Source organism: Chryseobacterium sp. OV279, from assembly GCF_900128945.1.
Classification (GTDB): domain Bacteria; phylum Bacteroidota; class Bacteroidia; order Flavobacteriales; family Weeksellaceae; genus Chryseobacterium.
On the sequence record NZ_FQUD01000001.1, the window covers coordinates 1479978 to 1500722 of the forward strand.

The window sequence follows — 20745 nt, forward strand, 5'->3', positions numbered from 1 at the left end:
AGACATCGATTTTAGGTTTATAGCAACAGGTTTATACATTCTTGTTATAGGCAGCATACCAGCCCAGACTTTTGGCTGTAGCTCCGGGATTGGGATTACCGAACAAAAGGAAGTCGGTATTACCGCCCGGTGGCAGTTTCAGGATACCCAGTAGTTTCAAAGCGATATTGGACAGGGTAAGCAGGTAGGACTGCTGGTCCACTACATATTGCAGGCTCAGTTTATTAATAGCGAGCTTCAATACGCCCTGGATACTCAACAGTTTGGCATTGCTGGCAGTCCCGGGCAGCTTGATCCCCACAAAAGCATTATAGCCGGGAGCTGCAATTTTAGAACCTGGACTCCATGCGATAAGGAGACTGGCATTAAAACCCATACTACTGGCCAACTCGCCGGGTGAACCCATATTAAGGGTCATCTGCAGACCATACCAATCGCCTGTAATTCCTGTAGCATTGATGCCGGGTAAGGAGAGTTTTAAATAGCCCTGACCTGACGGCGCCGAGTCGTCATTACCGCTCAGCAGTTTATTGATCTGTAGAGCAAAATTGGGATAAAGACTGTTGAGTCTGGCATTGCTTTGTGATGAGTTAAACGCGATCTGCGAGGCATCAAAAGCATAAGTGGTCACTGTTGGCGTATTGAGATTAAAGGCCATATTTACATACAGATTGCTGTAATTGAGTCCGCGTTGCAGAGTGCCATCATTCGATGCGATACCAAAGGAAAAAGCATCCAAAGGATAGTCTGAGCCATCTTGGGTGGTTGCCTGAGCGATCATCGTATCAAAGTTGAGGTAGCCCCACATCGTAAATCTTGATTGTATATCGAGTGCTGCAGGATCTGTCGTGAGGGTGTTGAATTGTATTTTAGTGATCTCTACATTGGTCAGCAGATTACTGTCAAAGTAGAACAAATTATCGTCTTTATTGTCGAAAACATAGACCGGAGTACCGTTGTGATCCTGATAAGTACCGTTCAGTACTACCGTTTTCAAGCTATTGGAACCATAAGGATTGTTAGTGCTGGTCACTTTATCTGAGAACAGGTTGTTCATGGTGAGCTGTAATTTACTGGCAAAGTCCTTGATGGCGGTATTTTCAAATAATACCTGCAGGAACAGTACTTTAAAATCGTAAGTGGCTCCCGCTGCAGGCTGTACCGGTTTATTGGGGTTCAGTCCCTGTGATATCTGCTGTGCATAAGCGGGATCAACGTAATTGATCAGTCCAAACAGCGAACTGACGGGATCCATGGTGATCACACCGCTAGCATCTACCCGGTTCACTTCTATTCCAAAATGATGCGCGTAGAAGTTTTTAAGGTTGATACCGCTGATCAATCCTTTTAACTGTTGCGGGAATTCCTGTAAATCGATCGTTGCTTTTAAAGCCAGAATACCATTCCAATTGGGATCATTGATGATGGCGTGAAACTTCTGATAATATTCCAGCTGACCGGAAGCAGGATCGGCCAGTGCTGCATTGTAGGCATCTTCGGCTGCTTCAAGATAGGTCTGGAGCCAGGATGATACCGCGACCAGCTGATTATAAGCAGCGGCGGAATCGGTGTTGTTTTTATCTATGTTAAATGCATTGGCCTGGGTCCATTCTTTGGGATTTTTTACCCGGTCGATGATGGAGCCTTTGCAGAATTTAAAAATTAATACATTATTGTAATCGGCGTAGGTATTACTGGTCCCTACGTTCAGATCAAACGGCCAGTCTTCAATGGACATTTTATTGTTGAACACAGGTTGACTGCTTGAACCACCGCCGGGTGTATTCATGGTTGAAAACAAATCGCCCAGATACTGATTATTGGTCACTACCAGAAATTGCTGGTTGGTGAGGAAAGCACTTTGCATTTCAGGCATCAGGTTAATGAGGCTGAGCTGGTATTGTGGAGGTGTTGCCGGAGTTTGTCCCTCCGGGTTAAGGTATTCGGGCGAACCGCTGTTAACGGTATTTTGTGCCAGGTTCAGTAAACTCCAGTTACCATCGTTGCTCACATTGGCGACCAGGCCCTGTGGAGTGGTTGAGGCTGTATAGTCTGTAGCTGCAGTTTTGGCCATGGCTCTTTTGGCCTTGCTTTTACTGCTGTGTGGTGTAGTGAAAGCAGCCGATATCAATGTTTTTCTTTCGGCGCTGAGTACCTTGGATTCAAATGTGCCAATACCATCAGCACTGGGTGGAGGTACGGGATTTACACCAAGATAAGGTGCCATAGGTACTGCAAAACCAGTGGTTTGAGGCATATCTACGGAAGGTTCGTAAAAGCCGAGAAATCCTGTGATATTGTTACTAGGCGATGCCACCCCATGATCTTTAGCGTATAAAGAAGCGCCCTGAGGCTGTGAGGCATACTGCACATTTCCGGGTGTGGCAGCTACGATATTCGCCCATGCTGTCAGATAAGTACTGTCGAGTACGGGTTTATCAGTGCCGGGGTTGGCGAGGGATACTTCCTGACCGGGAAAGTTGGCCGCAAAGGCCGCCTGTTTTGAGGTAAAACGTATGGTGTCGCCGGTGATATTACCAGCGTTGTTTTTATAGGGAGTAAATGAAACCACTTCTGTACCGGAAAGGCCGGGCAGTAAGCTGTACTGTCCGTTTTCATCGGCAAAAGCAGCCTGTGATGCGCCTGGGTCGAGGTAAAAATCTCCCTCGGGCGACAGGTAAAATGATTTGATCCCTGCAGCATCCTGCGGGGATATGACAAAGCGTGCGCTAGTGTCTGTTGGGAAGAGATTATTGACCGGTGCTCCTGAATCTACCATGTCCACTGCGGGCCATAAGGTAAGAGGGTAACCGGTATTAATGGCGTAGTAACTGGGCAGGCTGGCTGCTCTTGTCTTACTGGTACTCACATTGTAGATCTGGCCGGTGATGGCGAAATAGGTATTCAGTCCGTCATTATTGGCTACATCAAGCAGATCGATTTCGGTTTGGGTAATGAGATAATCATTGGTACTGCCTGTCTGCAGGATGGGATAAGCAAAGTAAGAAGGTGCTGTGCTGTCGCCATAGTAGTAGTTGTTTTGCAGACCGTATCCTTTAAAGTCAAGGTTCATATTCAGACCCAGCAAAAAACGGAAGGAGCCCGTACCCGGGCCGCTGAAAGGAATGGTAATGTCGCTTCTGAACAGAGAGCTGGTACCGAATACTTTGTTGGCAAAGGTCATATTAGGGTTGCCAGGTGTCCATGTGAGGCGTAAAGCATTAGAGTCTTCGTCCGGTTGCAGCTGCATCACGGTATTGTTCTGGATGGATAGCGTACCGAAGCCGCTGCCGATGGTTACAGTAAATGGTTGCCCTACCACAAAAGGCGCGGTGGGGCCAAATTGTGCGAAGTTCAGGACGGTTGTATTTTGGGTGGAGGGTGTTTTGTTAGGGTCGGTTAGCCATGCTGTCGTGAGATTGGCCGTCACATTCTGCCGGAACTTAAAAAGGTAAGGCCGGTAGGTGTCAATAAAGGTTTTTGCATCAGAGGGGGCTGTTTTGGCGAACAGGAAATAGACCTGCTGCTGTAAAGCCACTTTCAGGCTGATGGTAGGGTCGGTATAAGCAGATCCATCAGGAAGCAATAAAGCGGTCCAGTGCTGTCCTATCTGATTACATATATAGAGCGCAGGATTTCCTGAATTTTCATTGCTGAATAGGGTCTCTGTTTCGGATGGTGCCATAAGAATAGGTATTGGTTCTCAAAATGGAATAAGGTGAATACTTAACCAGGGCAGAATAGCATAACAAGAATCACAACATCCATCAATGACAGATTTAATACGGTGATTTTCTTGCCTTCAAAGTTGCCTACAGTAATGAGCTGCTGGCCGGGCCTTAAAGAATGTATACCATTGAAAGTTTCCGCATTGTCCATTTGAATGGTATCAGGGGCACCGGTCAAAACGGCCATCGCTATATTAGCCTGACTGGTATTGGTGATCGAACAGATACAATCGCTTCCGTTATTAGTTAGTTTTTGTGCATATTCAAAACGGGAAAGCGATACGGTATCAGCTTTAGACCTGGCCAGCCCCTGACCCATTGCCAGGGTATGGCCAAGAATAAATAGTAAAAGGATCTGAAAGTGAAGTTTATAGCTGCACTTAGCTGGTTTGGCACTGAATAGTTGCCTCAGCATCATTTTGAGCATTAGTGATGTTTGTGATAGTGACTGTAGAGCCTACAAAATCACCAAAAGCAGTCAACACAATGTTGGGAGAGTTAGGCTTTAAAGAGTAGATTCCATCAAGCATTTGTCTTGGATTGCCTGCGTCTTCTACAGAAATACCGCTTCCTGGTGCTCCTGAAATAGCGAATTTCAGTACGTTGCTTCTGCTGGAGTTAGCAATAGTAATAGTGGAGTTTGTTCCGTTTGCTGTGTTCCAGGTACAAAACTGACCTGATTTAATACTAGCGTTTCCACTTTGATTGATTACTGGATTTTGTGATGCCATAATTATTAGTTTTAAGGTTATAAAAAATATTTTTGAAAAAATGTAATGTTAGTGTGGGATAAAGAACTTAATTTTTAAATTATAGTCATGATAGCTCTCCTTCATTTTTAACCTCAATTTTATCTTATCTGAAACCTATATGGTCTTCTCTCTTTCTCTGTTATATTTTATCATCGGACTTTTCAAATTCGCCTTTGTTTATAGATGCCAAGCTTCATTAAAGAACTATTCAAAGTAAAGAAAATAAAATAATCCCCTGATAAGTGAAAATACCTGAATTACGAATTGCGTATTTATACGTAAGGATTTAATCTGTTTGTAACCAATTTATTATCATTGGGTATGCACTGCGCCTATAAGAATGAGGCTCTTTATATTCAAATTAGAGATTAATAGTTTTAGAGACTGAAAATTTGTAAAAAATACAATTCGATCATCGTATATTGGAAATAGAGAAATGCAAAAAAAACAATTAAAAGTGAAAAATTATTTTAAAGATAAATGGACTATTTGAATGAATAATATTAATAAAAATGTAAAATTTATCCTTAAAAGTGTGGTACCATACACGTTAAGAGATGAAATTATTGTGATTATTTTTTTATAAACTGTTTGAACATCCACAATAAAAATATATTTTTGCACTCAACAACATAAAATCCTGCTGGATAATGGTTGTTTCAAAAAAAAACTAAAAACCAAAAACTAACATTGAAAACTAATTATCATGAAAATGAACACAACTTCACTGCATTTCATTTTACTCATTCATCACCACTCATTGTTTCCAACAATTTAAAACACAGTAAGTACTCAAAATTTCTCTAGAGCACAAGTCGTATTGAACCGATATGGCTGATCGGGTATTTCCACTCGTCAGCTGGAGATTATACTATGTAATGAAAGCATTACAGGTATTCTGCATCAATTCTAGGGATGCTTGAGGAAGTTTGCTGTTGTATCAGTGATGATGCTGTATGATCCGATCCACAAAATATTTTCACGATCAATGTTAATTCATTGATTAAGCTTGTATTTGTCTATAAATTCATTTGATTTTGTAAGAATTTTTAATAGATAAGTCAGCTAAAGTATTTTAAAAATCAAAGTATCCATTTAATATTAAACCAATTATTCTTTTTACTATTATGACAAAAAAACTACTTATCATGGCCATGACAGGTTTATCCGGGACCATGGCTTTTGCAGCCGATCTGTATGTAAGAAACGCTGGAGCCGGCGGAGCTTATTCTACCGTAAGTGCAGCCATTACAGCTGCTTCAGACGGAGACCGCATCATTATTCAGCCCAAAACAAACGGGACTGCCTATGTAGAAAATCTGACGATCAACAAATCGCTGACTTTTGTCTCTGAAACCAGTTATAATAAATATTTCATTCAGGGAACCATTACCATCAATCCGGCAGCAGGAAGAGTAGTGAATATCAGCAGTTTGAGTTCAGGAAACTTTACCATCTACAACGTTGTGGCAAGTGGTCCGTCAACCGGTGGAAGAACTACCATAAACCTTTATAACTGTTATTTAAATAATGTTAATACCAACCAAACCAATACCACCACAAATATTTCGGGTTCTACAGTGTCGGGAGGGATTAGTTTTTCCCATGGAAGAATTACGGCTAATAAAGCGCAGTCGATTTCTGCCAATTCTACCACAACAGATACAGTTCTTGCAACCACCGATATAGAAGTGTATGGAAATAAATCTGATTTTGGGTTAACACACTCACAATCCAATTATAATTTTAAATTCTACAATAATTTTTGTCGTGGGGTATTTGTGTATGCTATTAAAACAGGCAGTGCCAACGAAATCATTAACAATACCATCTATGATCCTAATGGCGGTGACGTAGCACCATTTTTCATCAACTTAAATAATGGAAACACCGGAAATATTGCCATTATGAACAATGCAGCTTCCTTTGTGGTAGGAGCAACCAATGTTTGTATTAAAAACAATAATAATGCTACTGTGACAGCTTCTTATAATGTATTTACCAATCCATTTGTAACAGAAGGAACTATGACCCAAAGTAACAATTCAGGATCTGTCAATATGAACTTCAACAATACGGATTACACCATAAGTGGAATGAATGCAGATGCGGGAAATCCTGACGTAAGCTATACCGATTTAGATTTAACCAGAAACGACGCCGGGCATTATGGAGGTTCCAATAGCTGGGCTAACTACTGGCCTGCAGACAGCGGAGGAAAACCTCAGGTGAACTATCTGGTAACTCCAAGAACCATCAGCAGTGGAACTTTGAACATCACCGGTTCAGGTTTTTCCAAATAATTCTTAATGATAGAACAATATGAATAAATATATCTATAGTATAATCGCTTTGCTTATGATCATGTTGTGCCCGGCACAGATGTACGTAAGCCAGGCCGAGTATTTTTGGGATACCGATCCGGGTACAGGAAACGGAACTGCCGTTTTAGCTGCGGATGGGAATTTCAACAGTGCTTTTGAGCAACTGACCAAAACGGGGATTGCTACACCAGGTAATGGTTTGCATAAACTTAATATCCGTATTAAAGACAATACCGGGGTTTGGGGACCTGTTTTTACTAATGTCATTAATGTTCAGCAAACTCAGACCTCTCCCTTACTGGCTCTTTCACAAGCCGAATATTTCTGGGATACCGATCCGGGAGCAGGAAACGGAACCGCAGTTCTGGCTGCAGATGGTAATTTTGACAGGGCTTATGAGCAAATCGTAAAGACAGGAATTACCCTACCATCTATTGGATTGCATACATTTAATATCCGTGTCAAAGATAACAACGGGACCTGGGGACCTGTTTTCAAAAACGTTGTTGATGTACAACCCGCAGGACCTGCAGGTTGTTGGAAGAGCGTCACTGCAGGCGGTAGCCATTCCGTTGGAGTAAAAACAGATGGCACACTTTGGACCTGGGGTCAAAATGGTTATGGACAACTGGGTGATGGAACTAATATTCAACGAAATGTTTCAGTCCAGATAGGTACAGCCAATAATTGGAAAAAAGTGGTTGCCGGATTAAGCTATTCAGTGGCTGTAAAGACCGACGGAACGCTATGGACCTGGGGGGAGAACCCGGTAGGCCAGCTGGGAGATGGAACCACAATCTCTAGAAACACACCTACAAAAATAGGAACAGATAGCGACTGGGTAGATATTGCTGCCGGAATTAGTCATACAATGGCTATAAAAGCAAACGGAACACTTTGGGGCTGGGGCCGTAATATGGGCGCTCATCTAGGTGATGGAACCTATACCAACAGGAGTACACCTACACAAATCGGAACAGCAACCAATTGGAAAAGTATATCATTAGGAGAGGATTTTTCTCTTGGATTAAAAACTGACGGTACACTTTGGGGCTGGGGTGTAAATGTTTATGGAATGCTGAGTAGCGGTACTGCATCATTCATAATGGTACCTACACAAATAGGAACAGCTACAAACTGGGCAAGTGTTTCAGCCGGATACACCCACGCTGCAGTAGTAAATACTAATGGGCAACTTTATACCTGGGGAAGAAATCACAAAGGACAACTTGGGGATAATACCATTACAGACCGATCAACATTAACCCTTGTACGTAGTGGTATTCAGAGTGCTTCTGCAGGATCTTATCACACCTTAGCAGTAACAACAACCGGAACTTTAATTGCTTCCGGTGCCAATGAGTATGGTCAGCTTGGTGATGGTACAGGCATTGATAAAAAGAACTGGATTACGGTAGGATCTGCTACCAATTATAAACTGGTGAGTGCAGCTATGTCAGGGGACCATACTTTAGCTTTGGATAATGATGGTTTCCTGAAAGCATGCGGAGATAATTATACGGGTCAATTAGGTGATGGTACTACCTCTTCTAAATTTACCATCACTTCTATTGCATGTACTTCAAACTGTACGCCTCCAAGTCAGTTGTATACTTCCAATATCACTTCTACGGCAGCTACTCTTAATTGGTTCCCGGCAACACCGGCACCTGGTGGGGGATATGTATATGCCTATGGTACTGCTTCAACTGTGGGCAGTTCCAATGGTACTGTAGTTTCTAACGTAGCAAGTTTAACCAACTTATCGCCATCCACTACATATTATTGGTGGGTAGCATCTAAGTGCGGATCCAGCCAAAGCAGTTGGGTACCGGGAGGATCATTTACGACACTCCCTTTCTCAGGATGTTTTGAGGAAATACAGGCAGGTGGCTTCCGTAATTTTGCTATTAAAGCCGATGGTAGCCTTTGGGCCTGGGGCGAAGGCAATTTTGGAGAAGATGTGTCTATTCTTTATAATATGCCTAAAAGAATAGGAACTGCCAGCAATTGGAAGCATATTATCTCAGCCGGACAGCATACTGCTACTTTAAAAAAGGACGGTACAATCTGGACATGGGGATTCAATAATGCCGGTCAGTTAGGATATGGCAATACTACGGCTATCTTTATCCCTAAACAAGTGGGTACAGCTACAGACTGGAAAACTATAGCAGCCGGATTTGAAACCACACTGGCACTGAAAACCAATGGTACACTATGGGCCTGGGGTGGTAACAGTAAAGGATCTTTAGGAGACGGAACAGTAATCAATAAATCAGCTCCTGTACAGATTGGTACAGCAACAGACTGGGCCTCGATATCAACAACAGGCCAACATGTCGTAGCTTTGAAAACAGATGGCACGCTATGGACCTGGGGTAATAATGACAGTGGTCAGTTGGGTAACGGGAATACTACCAATGGTTTGGTGCCGACACAAATAGGGACAGATACCAACTGGAAAACAGCTGTTGCAGGCTTACAGTATTCAATAGCAATAAAGACGGATGGTACTTTGTGGACCTGGGGAAGTAATGTTTACGGACAGTTAGGGGATGGGACTACCACTAATAAAAATGTACCTACACAAATTGGAACAGATACCAATTGGAAAAGTATTGATAGTTATACAGAACACTCATTGGCCATTAAAACCGATGGTTCACTTTGGGCTTGGGGTAAAAATATTTACGGACAATTAGGGGATGGGACGACCACGAACAGAACTGCACCGAAACGTATTGGAGCAGATAGTAACTGGTACAGTATCTCAGCAGGTGATTATCATTCAATTGCTTTAAAATCTGACGGGTCTCTGTATTCATGGGGATATAATAGTAATGGTCAGTTGGGTAATGGTACAAACGGATTTCAGGCCGGTTCTTACACACCGATAAGCATCGCTTGTCCTACAGACTGTCCTGTTCCAAGCCAGTTATCTGCTTCCAATATTACTTCTATAACGGCTACGCTTAACTGGTCAGCACCAGCAACAGTACCTGCCGGAGGATATATGTACAAATATGGTACTTCATTCAATGTTGGAAGTGCCAGTCATACTAATAATACAACTATTTCTACAACAGCTAATGTAATAAATTTATTACCAAGTACCACGTATTATTGGTGGGTAGCATCTCATTGCGGATCCACTCAAAGTGATTGGGTACCGGGAGGAACATTTACGACACTTCCGCCTACGGGCTGCTGGCAAAGTATTGCTGCAGGCAGTACCCATTCTGCAGGGATAAAGTCAGACGGAACACTTTGGGCCTGGGGAACTAACAGCGATGGGCAGCTAGGTGATGGAACAAATACAGACAAACATGTTCCAACGCAAATAGGAACAGCAACCAACTGGAAAAAAATTGTGACAGGTGCTCAGTATTCAATTGGACTGAGAACCAACGGAACGCTATGGGCATGGGGTTACAATTCAGTAGGTCAGCTAGGAAACGGAACCACCACTAACGTAAATGTACCTACACAAATAGGAACAGCTACCGACTGGGCAGATATTGGCAGTGGGGTAAACCATACTTTAGCTGTAAAAAACAACGGTACCCTTTGGGGCTGGGGAAATAATGGAAACGGACAATTAGGTGACGGGACTATTTTAAATAAAACATTACCTACGCAGATAGGAACAGCAACCAACTGGAAAAGTATTGCAGGAGGGGATAGCTTTTCTCTGGGAATAAGAACCGATAATACACTTTGGGCATGGGGCTTGAACAATTACGGACAGCTGGGTGATGGTACAACCACCGATAGAATCCTGCCTACGCAAATAGCAACAGCAAATAGCTGGTCAACTGTTGCAGCAGGATATACCCATTCTGCAGCACTCAACACAGGTGGAGCGATTTATACTTGGGGACGAAATGACAAAGGGCAGCTTGGTAATGGTACCTATACGAACATTTTGGCACCGATAATTATAGTGGGCAACATCAAAAGTATTGCTGCAGGAGCATATCATACCGTAGCCGTAACTACAGCCGGAAAACTATATGCCTGCGGAGCCAATAATTATGGTCAGTTGGGGAATAACACGACGACTAATAACCCGAACTGGCTTGCCATAGGAAACGACAGCGATTATAGTGTGGTTTCTGCAGGAGCATTCCATACTTTAGCTTTAAATACAGATCGATACTTAAAAGCAGTTGGAAATAACGAGGGAGGACGCTTAGGTGATGGTACTACAATTCAGAGAAATTCATTCGTTTCTATTACCTGTATTCCATGTAATCCTCCTAGTCAGTTATCTACTTCCAATATCACTTCTACAACGGCTACGCTTAACTGGTCACCACTGGCAACAGCGCCTGCAGGAGGATATATTTATGCCTATGGAACTTCTTCAACCATGGGAAGTCCTAACGGAAATACGATCGCTACAACAGCCGACATTACCAATCTAATGCCTAATACGACCTATTATTGGTGGATGGCATCCAATTGCGGATCCAGCCAAAGCAGCTGGGTGCAGGGAGGATCTTTCACTACGCTCCCTCCGGCAGGTTGCTGGCAAAAGATTATGGCCGGTGAAACGCATTCATTAGGAATCAAATCAGATGGAACACTTTGGGCCTGGGGAAGCAACCAGTATGGCCAGTTAGGTGATGGAACTACCACTGACAGAAATGTTCCAAAACAGATAGGAACCGCAAACAACTGGAAAAAAATTATGGCAGGTGCTCAGTATTCAGTAGCACTTAAAACAGATGGAACGCTTTGGTCCTGGGGGTATAACTCTGTGGGACAACTAGGAAACGGAACCACTGTGAATAAAACGACACCAACACAGATCGGAACAGCTGCCGACTGGGCAGATGCTGCGGCTGGAAAAAGACAAACACTAGCGTTAAAAACAGATGGAACACTGTGGGCCTGGGGAAGTAACCAGTATGGTCAGTTAGGTGACGGGACGTCTACAGATAAGAATGTCCCTACCCAAATAGGAACTGCAACCGATTGGCGAAGTATTGCAGCAGGAACTGATTTCTCTCTGGCAGTAAAAACCGGAGGTACACTTTGGGCCTGGGGATATAATAACAATGGTCAGCTGGGCGACGGGACCACAACACAAAGAACCTTACCTAAGCAAATCGGAACCAATACTGACTGGACTGATGTTTCTGCCGGATTTATGCATGCTGCAGCGAAAACTGGGAACGGAATACTGTATACATGGGGAGACAATAGCCAGGGACAGCTTGGTGACGGTACCTATGTCAACAGATTAGTACCGACACTTGTCTCTGATGGAGTTCAAAGCGTTGATGCAGGAGGACATCATACAGTAGGAATAATGACAACCGGAAATATGTTTGCCTGTGGGTATAATTATTTTGGTCAGCTGGCTAACAGCACTACCAACAATAATTCAAACACGTTTTATATTTCAAATGATAACGATTTTAGCGTACTCTCTGCAGGAGGATATTATACATTAGCTTTAAATACGGATGGCTTCCTGAAAGCAGCAGGTGCCAATGAAGTAGGCCAGTTAGGAGATGGAACTCTTGTTAAAAAGAACGCATTTGTTTCTATTGCATGTATTACAAACTGTACCCCTCCATCTCAGTTGTATACTTCCAATATCACATCTTCAACAGTCACCCTTAACTGGACAGCATCTGTATCAGCTCCCAATGGAGGCTACCAGTATCTTTACAGTACCAATTCGATTATTGGAGGGATAGACGGAACAAGTACTTCCACTACGGCCAATCTTACCAATTTATTACCTAATACCACTTACTATTGGTGGGTGGCATCTAATTGCGTATCCAGCCAGAGTAGCTGGACGGCAGGAGGTTCCTTCAATACACTTCCTACAGCTGCAGCTGGCTGTTGGAAAAATGTTGTTGCTGGTGATAATCATTCGTTAGGAATAAAGACAGACGGAACATTATGGGCGTGGGGAGATAATTTCGGTGGAGAATTAGGAAACGGGACTATTTTTGGCAAAAATACCCCAACACAAGTTGGAACCGCAAATAATTGGAGTAAAACTGCTGTCGGATTTCACCATTCAGTAGGAATAAAAACAGACGGTACATTATGGGCATGGGGTAATAATGATTATGGACAAATAGGCGATGGAACAACAGTACGACGACTTACCCCAACGCAAATAGGAACATCAACGGATTGGGTTAGTATTGCCTCTGGTTCCAATCATACGATAGCTCTAAAATCAAATGGAACACTTTGGGCTTGGGGACGTAATATTTGGGGACAATTAGGTGATGGTACAACTACCAATAAAACTGTGCCTATACAGATTGGAACATTAACGGACTGGCAAAGTGTCGCAGCAGGAGCAGAATATAGTTTCGCCATACAAACAAACGGAACACTCTGGGGTTGGGGATATAACGGATATGGCCAGCTAGGTGATGGAACCGGGACCAATAAAACTGTGCCTGTTAAAATTGGAATGGCTACGAATTGGAGAAATGTTGATGGAGGACATAGTCATTCGGTAGGGATAAAAACTGATGGAACACTGTGGACCTGGGGAAGCAATTTCATTGGGGAGCTTGGAAATGGAACTACATCTACAGGTTCAACCAACATTCCGACACAAATCGGGACAGCAACAAATTGGCGCAGTATAGATGCTGGCCGTAATAGTTCTTCTGCTGCCATCAAAACTGATGGAACGCTTTGGACATGGGGGAATAATAATTATGGACAGTTAGGAGACGGAACATTAACCAATAAATATGCACCTACACTTATAGAATCATCTGCTGATAGGCAAACTATTGCAGCAGGATCAGCTAATACGCTTGTTATCAATAGCAGTGGGTTCTTATCAAGCTGTGGAATTAATAACTATGGTCAGGTTGGAGACGGTACCAATATTCAAAGGAAAATATTGGTTCCTATTAGCTGTCCTACAGGTATTGTTTTAAGGACTGATGAGGTTGCAGCACAGGTGGATCAGCTGAAAGTTTACCCGAATCCTGTACGTGATATCCTGACGGTTTCTTTTGATCAAAAGATTCTTTCCGTTACGGTTTACAGTGCCGCAGGACAACAGGTACTTACTAAAGCGATCAACGATACTAAAGGAACCATTGATGTATCTGCTTTCCCTTCAGGAGTGTACCTGTTGAAAGTAAATGCAGCCAATGACTTTACGAAAACAGTAAAAATAATTAAAAGATAAACCTTAAAATTTGATGACAACCGCTAAGGTTTGGTGATGATTTTATTACTAAAAAATAGAAAGAAATCAGTTAAACCTTAGTGGGCTTGTCATTGATCTGCTTAAAAAATAAACACTACAATTAAAAAAACTACTAAAAGAAAATTAAGATGAGAAGAATGTACTTTTTATGGCTCATTTTCCTTTCCGGTATAGTCTCTGCACAATTTACGTATACAGTGTACAATACTTCAAATTCGGGGATAGGCGGTAACAACATCAGTGATATTAAAACTGATAATACCGGCCTGCTGTGGATAGCTACCAACAATGGAATTTCAACATTCAACGGAACTGCTTTTACCAATTACAACACAGGTAATTCGGGTATTGCATCCAATGCTGTCAAAGAAATAGAAATTGATGGTTTAGGAAGAAAATGGATGGCCACCCAGAACAATGGGATTATCTTATTCAACGGAACGACATGGACGAACTACACCACCGCCAATTCAGGTCTTCCCAGCAATGCGGTTAAAAATATCGCTGTAGACACGGCCAATAATTTATGGGTAATCACAACAGACGGGCTTACAAAATTTAATGGTACCACATGGACTACGGATTCTTCATTCCCCAATATCAACTCATTAAAGACGGACAGCAACAATGGAGTTTGGGTGACCAATAATGGAGCTTTGTATAAATATAATGGAACCAATTTTAATTTCATCGTACAGGATGCCGAAAAAGTAGTGAAAATTGATGATAATATCGTGTATGTTGACACCACTAGCGGTATGCTTACTTACTCTACTGCGGGAACTTTACTCAACACGTATTCTATAGGAAGTTCTTGCGTGGCCAATACTTCAATAAATACCCTTGATGTAGATAGCAACAATGAAGTATGGATTGGCTATGGAGGAAGCGGATTGCAAAACTTCAGTGATTGCGTTACCTATACTGCGGCCGGTGCCGGCCTTCCCAATAACACACTCAACGTTGTGAAAACCCAGAACACCAATACGATCTGGATAGGATATACACAGCAGGGACTCGTGAAAGCGGTTCCTCAAAACGCAACAGGCTGCTGGCAAATGATCAGTGCCGGAGAATATTATTCCGCAGGTATCAAAACAGACGGTACCTTATGGGTATGGGGGAGTAATTCTTCCAGCCAGCTTGGAGACGGAGGAGTTATTCGAAGAAATGCTCCGATGCAGGTTGGAACAGCAAGCGACTGGAAAACAGTAAGTACAGGATATGACCATACAGTGGCCATTAAGACCGATGGAACGCTATGGACTTGGGGAGCAAACCGATATGGACAGTTGGGGAATAATACGACCATCATGAGAACTGCTCCGGTTAAAATAGGAACAGCAAACAATTGGAAAGCTGTTAGTGCCGGAGATTCCCATACATTAGCCCTTAAAACAGACGGAACGCTATGGTCCTGGGGCAGGAATTATGACGGACAGCTAGGAGATGGATCCAGAATCGACCGATTTATTCCGTTCAAAGTTGGAAACGCTACCAATTGGGATAAAATATCTGCCGGAGACTATTATTCTGTAGGCCTCAAAACAGACGGAACCTTATGGACCTGGGGGAGAAATACTAACGGAGAATTAGGGAATGGAACTAACGTAACTACGATCTATGATGGTTCTCCAAAACAGGTGGGAACTGCTACGAACTGGCTGAAGATAGCCGCAGGAGGGAGTCACACATTAGCTTTAAAATCTACCGGAACACTTTGGGCCTGGGGGTCCAATGGATCAGGTCAGTTGGGAGACGGAACCACAGTTGCTAAAAAAGCTCCAACCCAAATCGGAACAGGAAGCAATTGGATCCGTATTGCTGCAGCATCAGGAGAATCTGTGGGAATAAGAACAGGAGGAACACTCTGGGGCTGGGGTAGCAATTACTCCGGAATGTTTGGAAGCGGGACCGCGGACATTACATCCCCTACACAATTGGACTCTACTACGGACAATATGATGATTTCCAGCGGATACTCGCATTTTCTTAACCTGACTTTTTCCGGATCTTTAAAAGCTGTGGGAGCTAACACCAATGGGCAGTTGGGTGATGGTACCTTTGTGGAAAAGAACACACTCACATCCATACCTTGTCCTTCCAACTGTGCTGTTCCAACGCAGCTTTCTGCCACTAATATTACTTCGGGGACGGCTACCCTTAACTGGACTGCACCAACACCGGCACCAGCTAACGGATATGTGTATGCATACAGCACCAACCCAATTATTGGAGGGATCTATGAAACAACGACTTCTACAACCGTCAATTTGAATAATCTGTTGCCTGGGACTACTTACTATTACTGGGTAGCAGCTCATTGTGCAACGAGCCAGACAAGCTGGATTCCGGGTGGTACATTTACCACACTTTCCGGTGGTACAGGCTGCTGGAACACAGTGGTTTCCGGATATAACTATACTTTCGCAACGAAAACAGACGGAACATTATGGGGATGGGGAATTAATGAAGACGGACAATTAGGAGATGGGACTACAACCAATAGAGCGACTCCAACACCTATAGCCATTTCAGGAGTCTGGAAAATAGCTGTTGCATATAATCATACAGTGGCTATTAAAACAGACGGAACGCTATGGGCTTGGGGTAATAACCAATTCGGACAATTGGGAGACGGGACGACCAACAACAGAACAACTCCGTTGAAAATAGGCTCGGCAAACGACTGGGTAAGTGTTGCCGTTGGAGATTATTATACGCTAGCCCTAAAAGCCAATGGAACATTATGGGCTTGGGGACATAATTACTATGGTAATTACGGAGATGGAAGTACCTACAGCAGAACTGTACCCACACAGGTAGGAACTGCTGCTGACTGGCGAAGTATCGCTGCCGGAGACGATCATGCTTTGGGAATAAAAACAGACGGAACCCTGTGGGCATGGGGTAAAAATTATGACGGACAGTTAGGAAACGAAAATACAACCAGTAAAACAACGCCGGTAAGAATAACAATGGCGACAAACTGGAAAAGTGTTGATGCTTCCGGAGATCATTCCATGGCTATGAAAACAGATGGAACTATTTGGAGTTGGGGTGATAACTTATCTGCGCAACTGGGGAACGGATCCAGAGATTCCAGAACATCGCCGGGTCAGGTAGGAACAGCCACCGATTGGAAAAGTTTTGATACGGGGCGTTTTAATTCTGTAGCCATCAAAACAGACGGAACTCTGTGGTCCTGGGGAACTAATGAGAACGGACAAATAGGAGACGGTACAAGCTTGTCGGGACTAAGCCCAGTACTTATTGGGACGGCTACCGACAGAAAAACGGCAGTAGCAGGGGGTAGTAATTCATTCGTTATCAGTAATAGTGGATTTTTATCAGGTACCGGCGATAATAGAAAGAGCCAGCTCGGAGATGGTACGCTTATCCAAAGAAGAATATTTAGTCCTATTGGATGTGCGTCAGGTAGTGTTTTAAGAACTGATGAAGTTTCAACACAGAAAGATCAGCTGAAAGTATTCCCGAATCCGGTAAGTGACATCCTGACGGTTTCTTTTGATCAAAAGATACTTTCCCTTACGGTTTACAATATGGCGGGCCAGCAGGTGCTTACTAAAGCGATCAATGACAACAAAGGAACCATTGATGTTTCTGCTTTCCCATCAGGAGTGTATCAGATGAAAGTAAATGCAGTGAATAACTTCGTAAAAACTGTAAAAGTGATCAAGCGATAAACATGATCAATGAAAGTGCGGAAGCATGATCTATAAAAAATAGCGTCACTTATCTTTTAAGTGGCGCTGTTTTTTTTAAAACGAATCGTTATTTTTAAGATATCAAAAAAACAAAATAATAACCCATTACATTTTAAAATCATGAAAAAAACAGGAGTCATTGGTTTTCTTCTCTTCAGCCTTTTTATGGCAAGTGCACAAACCATCGAATCGGGGAGCCGCAGTACAACGGGCTACATCAAATCGGACGGAACCATTGAAAACAGCAGCCGTTCCACCGTCGGATACATCAAATCAGACGGAACTATTGAAAATAAAAGCCGTTCAACCATCGGCTATATCAAAAGTGATGGTACCATAGAAAATAGCAGCCGTTCTACGGTAGGTTACGTTAAAAAGGATGGCACCATAGAAAACAGCAGCCGTTCCACCATTGGATATATCAAAGACGATGGAACGGTAGAAAACAGCAGTCGCAGCACGATTGGCTATGCCAGAGGAATTAAAAAGGAGTGGGCAGCGGTCGTGTATTTCTTTTTTAAACTGGATTAATCATCATCACCAGGAAGAGGAAACTATTCTGCTGGGTATAGAAATTAAAAATAAAGGCTTGGATCATAAAATCCGGGCCTTTTTTATAGGCGACGAAAGTTTGGTTTTAAATACAAGAGCTGCTGGCGCAGTTACTAGATTATAAATCGCAGCTATTTTATAAAAGTACGCAGTTGCTAATTTTAGATATTTCTTTTGTAAAACTTCTTCTACTTTAGTAATATCAAAAAATTAATAATTATGAAAGAATTAAAGTTTATTAATGGAGACTTTGCTTGTTATGGTGAAGGCTCCTATGTGGAGAGTATTCCGATTTTGCATCATGTATACAAAGATGTAACAGAAGAACATTGTCTTTATCTACAATATTAATATTAGGTGAATAATAAAATTAAATTTTTAATTATGAAAAACACATTTTTAGCAACTTCGTTTTGCTTTTTAGGATTAGCAACAACTTTAATTTCCTGTAACAGAGAAGATTCTTTTACAAATTTAGAAAAAATAAATAATGAAGAAAAGCCTTTATCTCAAAATCGAATATTGGAAGACGAGGATTTAAGTTCTGAGATGTTAAAATATACAGAGACGATTACTTTGACTGACAAACATAATAATATTACTAAACTTTTAGCAACTTCAAATGATAAAGCGGTAATCGATGAATACAAAAATGATGCATTGACTTTCGAAATTATAGATAAAGATAATTTGGATATACCACCTACAGATATTAAGTCAAAAGAGGAATCAATTGATATTATTCCAAATAATGAGCAAGCTTTTATTAAGTTTTATGTTATTGAAAAGCCGGTTATTGAAAACACACAATTACTATGCTTTAAATCAGGTTCGAGGTTCAAAATTAAAGAAAACGACAGATATCCGAATTTTACTGAAACCTGGAGTGATCTTGGTAAGCACGCCAAAATAGAGTGGTATAGTACTCCTAATGGTCAGGGTATAGAAGTGGAAACAAAATCTAAAGATTGTGGTTGGTGTGGCAAATATTTTATTGGGATAACAGCATTATATAATACTAATCCTACTGTAGAATATTATAATGTTGATGCAAAAAGAATGTATGTACAGGTTAAAAGTACAGATAGAAACAGAAGAGTATCAATCTGGTAGTTTGACTTCTGCTATTTCAGGACTAGACAGATATAACAAACAAGAGGCTGCCCAAAATGGGCAGCCTCTATTGTTTTATTTTGGCAGCACAATTATACGCTGGTTTGCGCTCTCAATCATCTGCCATACGCTGAAGAAATACGTTACGATCGTCAATTGACCTATTCAGGATCCTATCAACATCCATCCCGCTTATTTGCGTTATGCCCGCCAGTACGGATCTATTTTTCTTTTAAGAGCTCCAGGATCTTATTTTCGAGTTCTTCGACAATATGCTACTCTTTGAAGATATCAATTCAGTCAATTTCGATTTATGACTCCTCAGTTTTTGGCTTAAAGTTTCTCCCTACACCTTTTCTTAGAAAGGTAATTTTCCCTTGTGTTTGCTTGGCTTTTTCAAGAACTTCCAACGCTTTTGTTCGTTCATTCATTCTACCTGCATGGGTTATACTCCCTTGATTTTCATTTTTTTTCATACTACAAGATAGTGAAAATAATTGACAAAAGCAAATCGTAGACATACCGGTATCGTCATCCTGTCTTTTCTATTATCAATTTTCTTGTGTTTGAAAAATTAAGAAACCTGTAAACAAATTCCATATCAAAAAGAAAGTTTGTATTTTTAAAATATTGAAAAGAACGTTCCCTGTACTGTTCAATCCAATCATAAAAACGGATTAAATGAATAACGAACTCCATGAACTCCTTTATTACTATAATGAGGAAGGATACGAAGGATACGATTTAAGCGAAGTGCAACTCCTTGAAAAAAAAGATTTTGACAGGATTGAAAAATTAAAACACCTTCTTCACCATGAAGACCGGTATATGGCTTATCAGGCTATGCTTATTCTTCTGGCGTGGTCCATTCCGGAAGGATTTGAACTCCTTGACCGTTTTATTGCTGAAAAATGGGACGAAAAAGAAAGTTTTGAACCCCACAGACTCCATCATCAGGATAATGTATATGATATCATCACCAATGCATTGTACATTTCAACGCTCAATGGAAAAAACGAACAGGAATTATTTCCTTATATCAAACAGTTTTTACTTCTGTATGGTGACCGGTTTTTTGAATCTAACCTGAAGGATTTTCTATTAAAGAAAGATTGCGGGCCCCTTTTAAAGGAAATAGAACAGGCCATTCAAAATGCTTTACAAAACAAAAGATATTACCAGGCCAGTCAGTTATTTCCGGTACTGGTTCATTATGACAAAAGCAGATTCAATGTATATAGGGATATTTTTAGGCCATTAATAAGCCAGGATAACAGAATTGCCTATAATATGGATGAAGCAGAGAAAAATAGTCCCAATGTATCTATCTAAAAC

General features: G+C 41.8%; 10 protein-coding genes. 6 read left to right on the plus strand and 4 right to left on the minus strand.

Going from position 1 to position 20745, the window contains the following annotated elements; all coding sequences use genetic code 11:
• Positions 1–31: 31 nt before the first annotated feature.
• From BUA72_RS06640 to BUA72_RS06650, 3 genes are read right to left on the minus strand one after another with little or no spacing between them, the layout of a single operon-like run.
• On the minus strand, positions 32–3685 hold the full coding sequence (locus BUA72_RS06640; protein WP_072922268.1) for a hypothetical protein: 3654 nt from the start codon (positions 3683–3685) through the stop codon (positions 32–34).
• A 41-nt stretch (positions 3686–3726) separates the two neighbouring features.
• A complete protein-coding gene (locus tag BUA72_RS06645; protein ID WP_139259555.1) occupies positions 3727–4143 on the minus strand; it encodes a hypothetical protein in 417 nt (138 codons plus the stop codon).
• On the minus strand, positions 4109–4459 hold the full coding sequence (locus BUA72_RS06650; RefSeq protein WP_034724863.1) for a hypothetical protein: 351 nt from the start codon (positions 4457–4459) through the stop codon (positions 4109–4111). Before BUA72_RS06650 ends, BUA72_RS06645 begins: the two co-directional genes overlap by 35 nt.
• Positions 4460–5607: 1148 nt before the next feature.
• On the opposite strand from BUA72_RS06650, the gene BUA72_RS06655 reads away from it, so the two are divergent.
• The 5 genes from BUA72_RS06655 to BUA72_RS06675 all read left to right on the plus strand — a co-directional run bounded on the left by BUA72_RS06655 (position 5608) and on the right by BUA72_RS06675 (position 19410).
• Entirely contained in the window at positions 5608–6783 is a 1176-nt protein-coding gene (locus BUA72_RS06655; RefSeq protein WP_072922270.1) for an autotransporter outer membrane beta-barrel domain-containing protein, read from the plus strand.
• Positions 6784–6838: 55 nt separating this feature from the next.
• Positions 6839–13996 (plus strand): RCC1 domain-containing protein, encoded by a 7158-nt coding sequence (locus BUA72_RS06660; protein WP_175548860.1) that lies wholly within the window; start codon positions 6839–6841, stop codon positions 13994–13996.
• Positions 13997–14145: 149 nt separating this feature from the next.
• The gene (locus BUA72_RS06665; protein ID WP_072922272.1) at positions 14146–17724 is read left to right on the plus strand and encodes an RCC1 domain-containing protein; all 3579 of its coding nucleotides are present in this window, start codon (positions 14146–14148) and stop codon (positions 17722–17724) included.
• Positions 17725–17865: 141 nt separating this feature from the next.
• Positions 17866–18276 (plus strand): 5-fold beta-flower protein, encoded by a 411-nt coding sequence (locus BUA72_RS06670; RefSeq protein WP_047451844.1) that lies wholly within the window; start codon positions 17866–17868, stop codon positions 18274–18276.
• 405 nt (positions 18277–18681) lie between these two features.
• On the plus strand, positions 18682–19410 hold the full coding sequence (locus BUA72_RS06675; RefSeq protein WP_072922273.1) for a hypothetical protein: 729 nt from the start codon (positions 18682–18684) through the stop codon (positions 19408–19410).
• A gap of 311 nt (positions 19411–19721) precedes the next feature.
• On the opposite strand, the gene BUA72_RS24395 is transcribed toward BUA72_RS06675, so the two are convergent.
• Positions 19722–19886 (minus strand): hypothetical protein, encoded by a 165-nt coding sequence (locus BUA72_RS24395; RefSeq protein WP_175548861.1) that lies wholly within the window; start codon positions 19884–19886, stop codon positions 19722–19724.
• Between the two features lie 205 nt (positions 19887–20091).
• Here BUA72_RS24395 and BUA72_RS06680 point away from each other — a divergent pair, with 205 nt between their 5' ends.
• Positions 20092–20742, plus strand: coding sequence for a hypothetical protein (locus tag BUA72_RS06680; protein ID WP_072922274.1), 651 nt, complete (start codon positions 20092–20094; stop codon positions 20740–20742).
• The last annotated feature ends 3 nt before the right edge of the window (positions 20743–20745 follow it).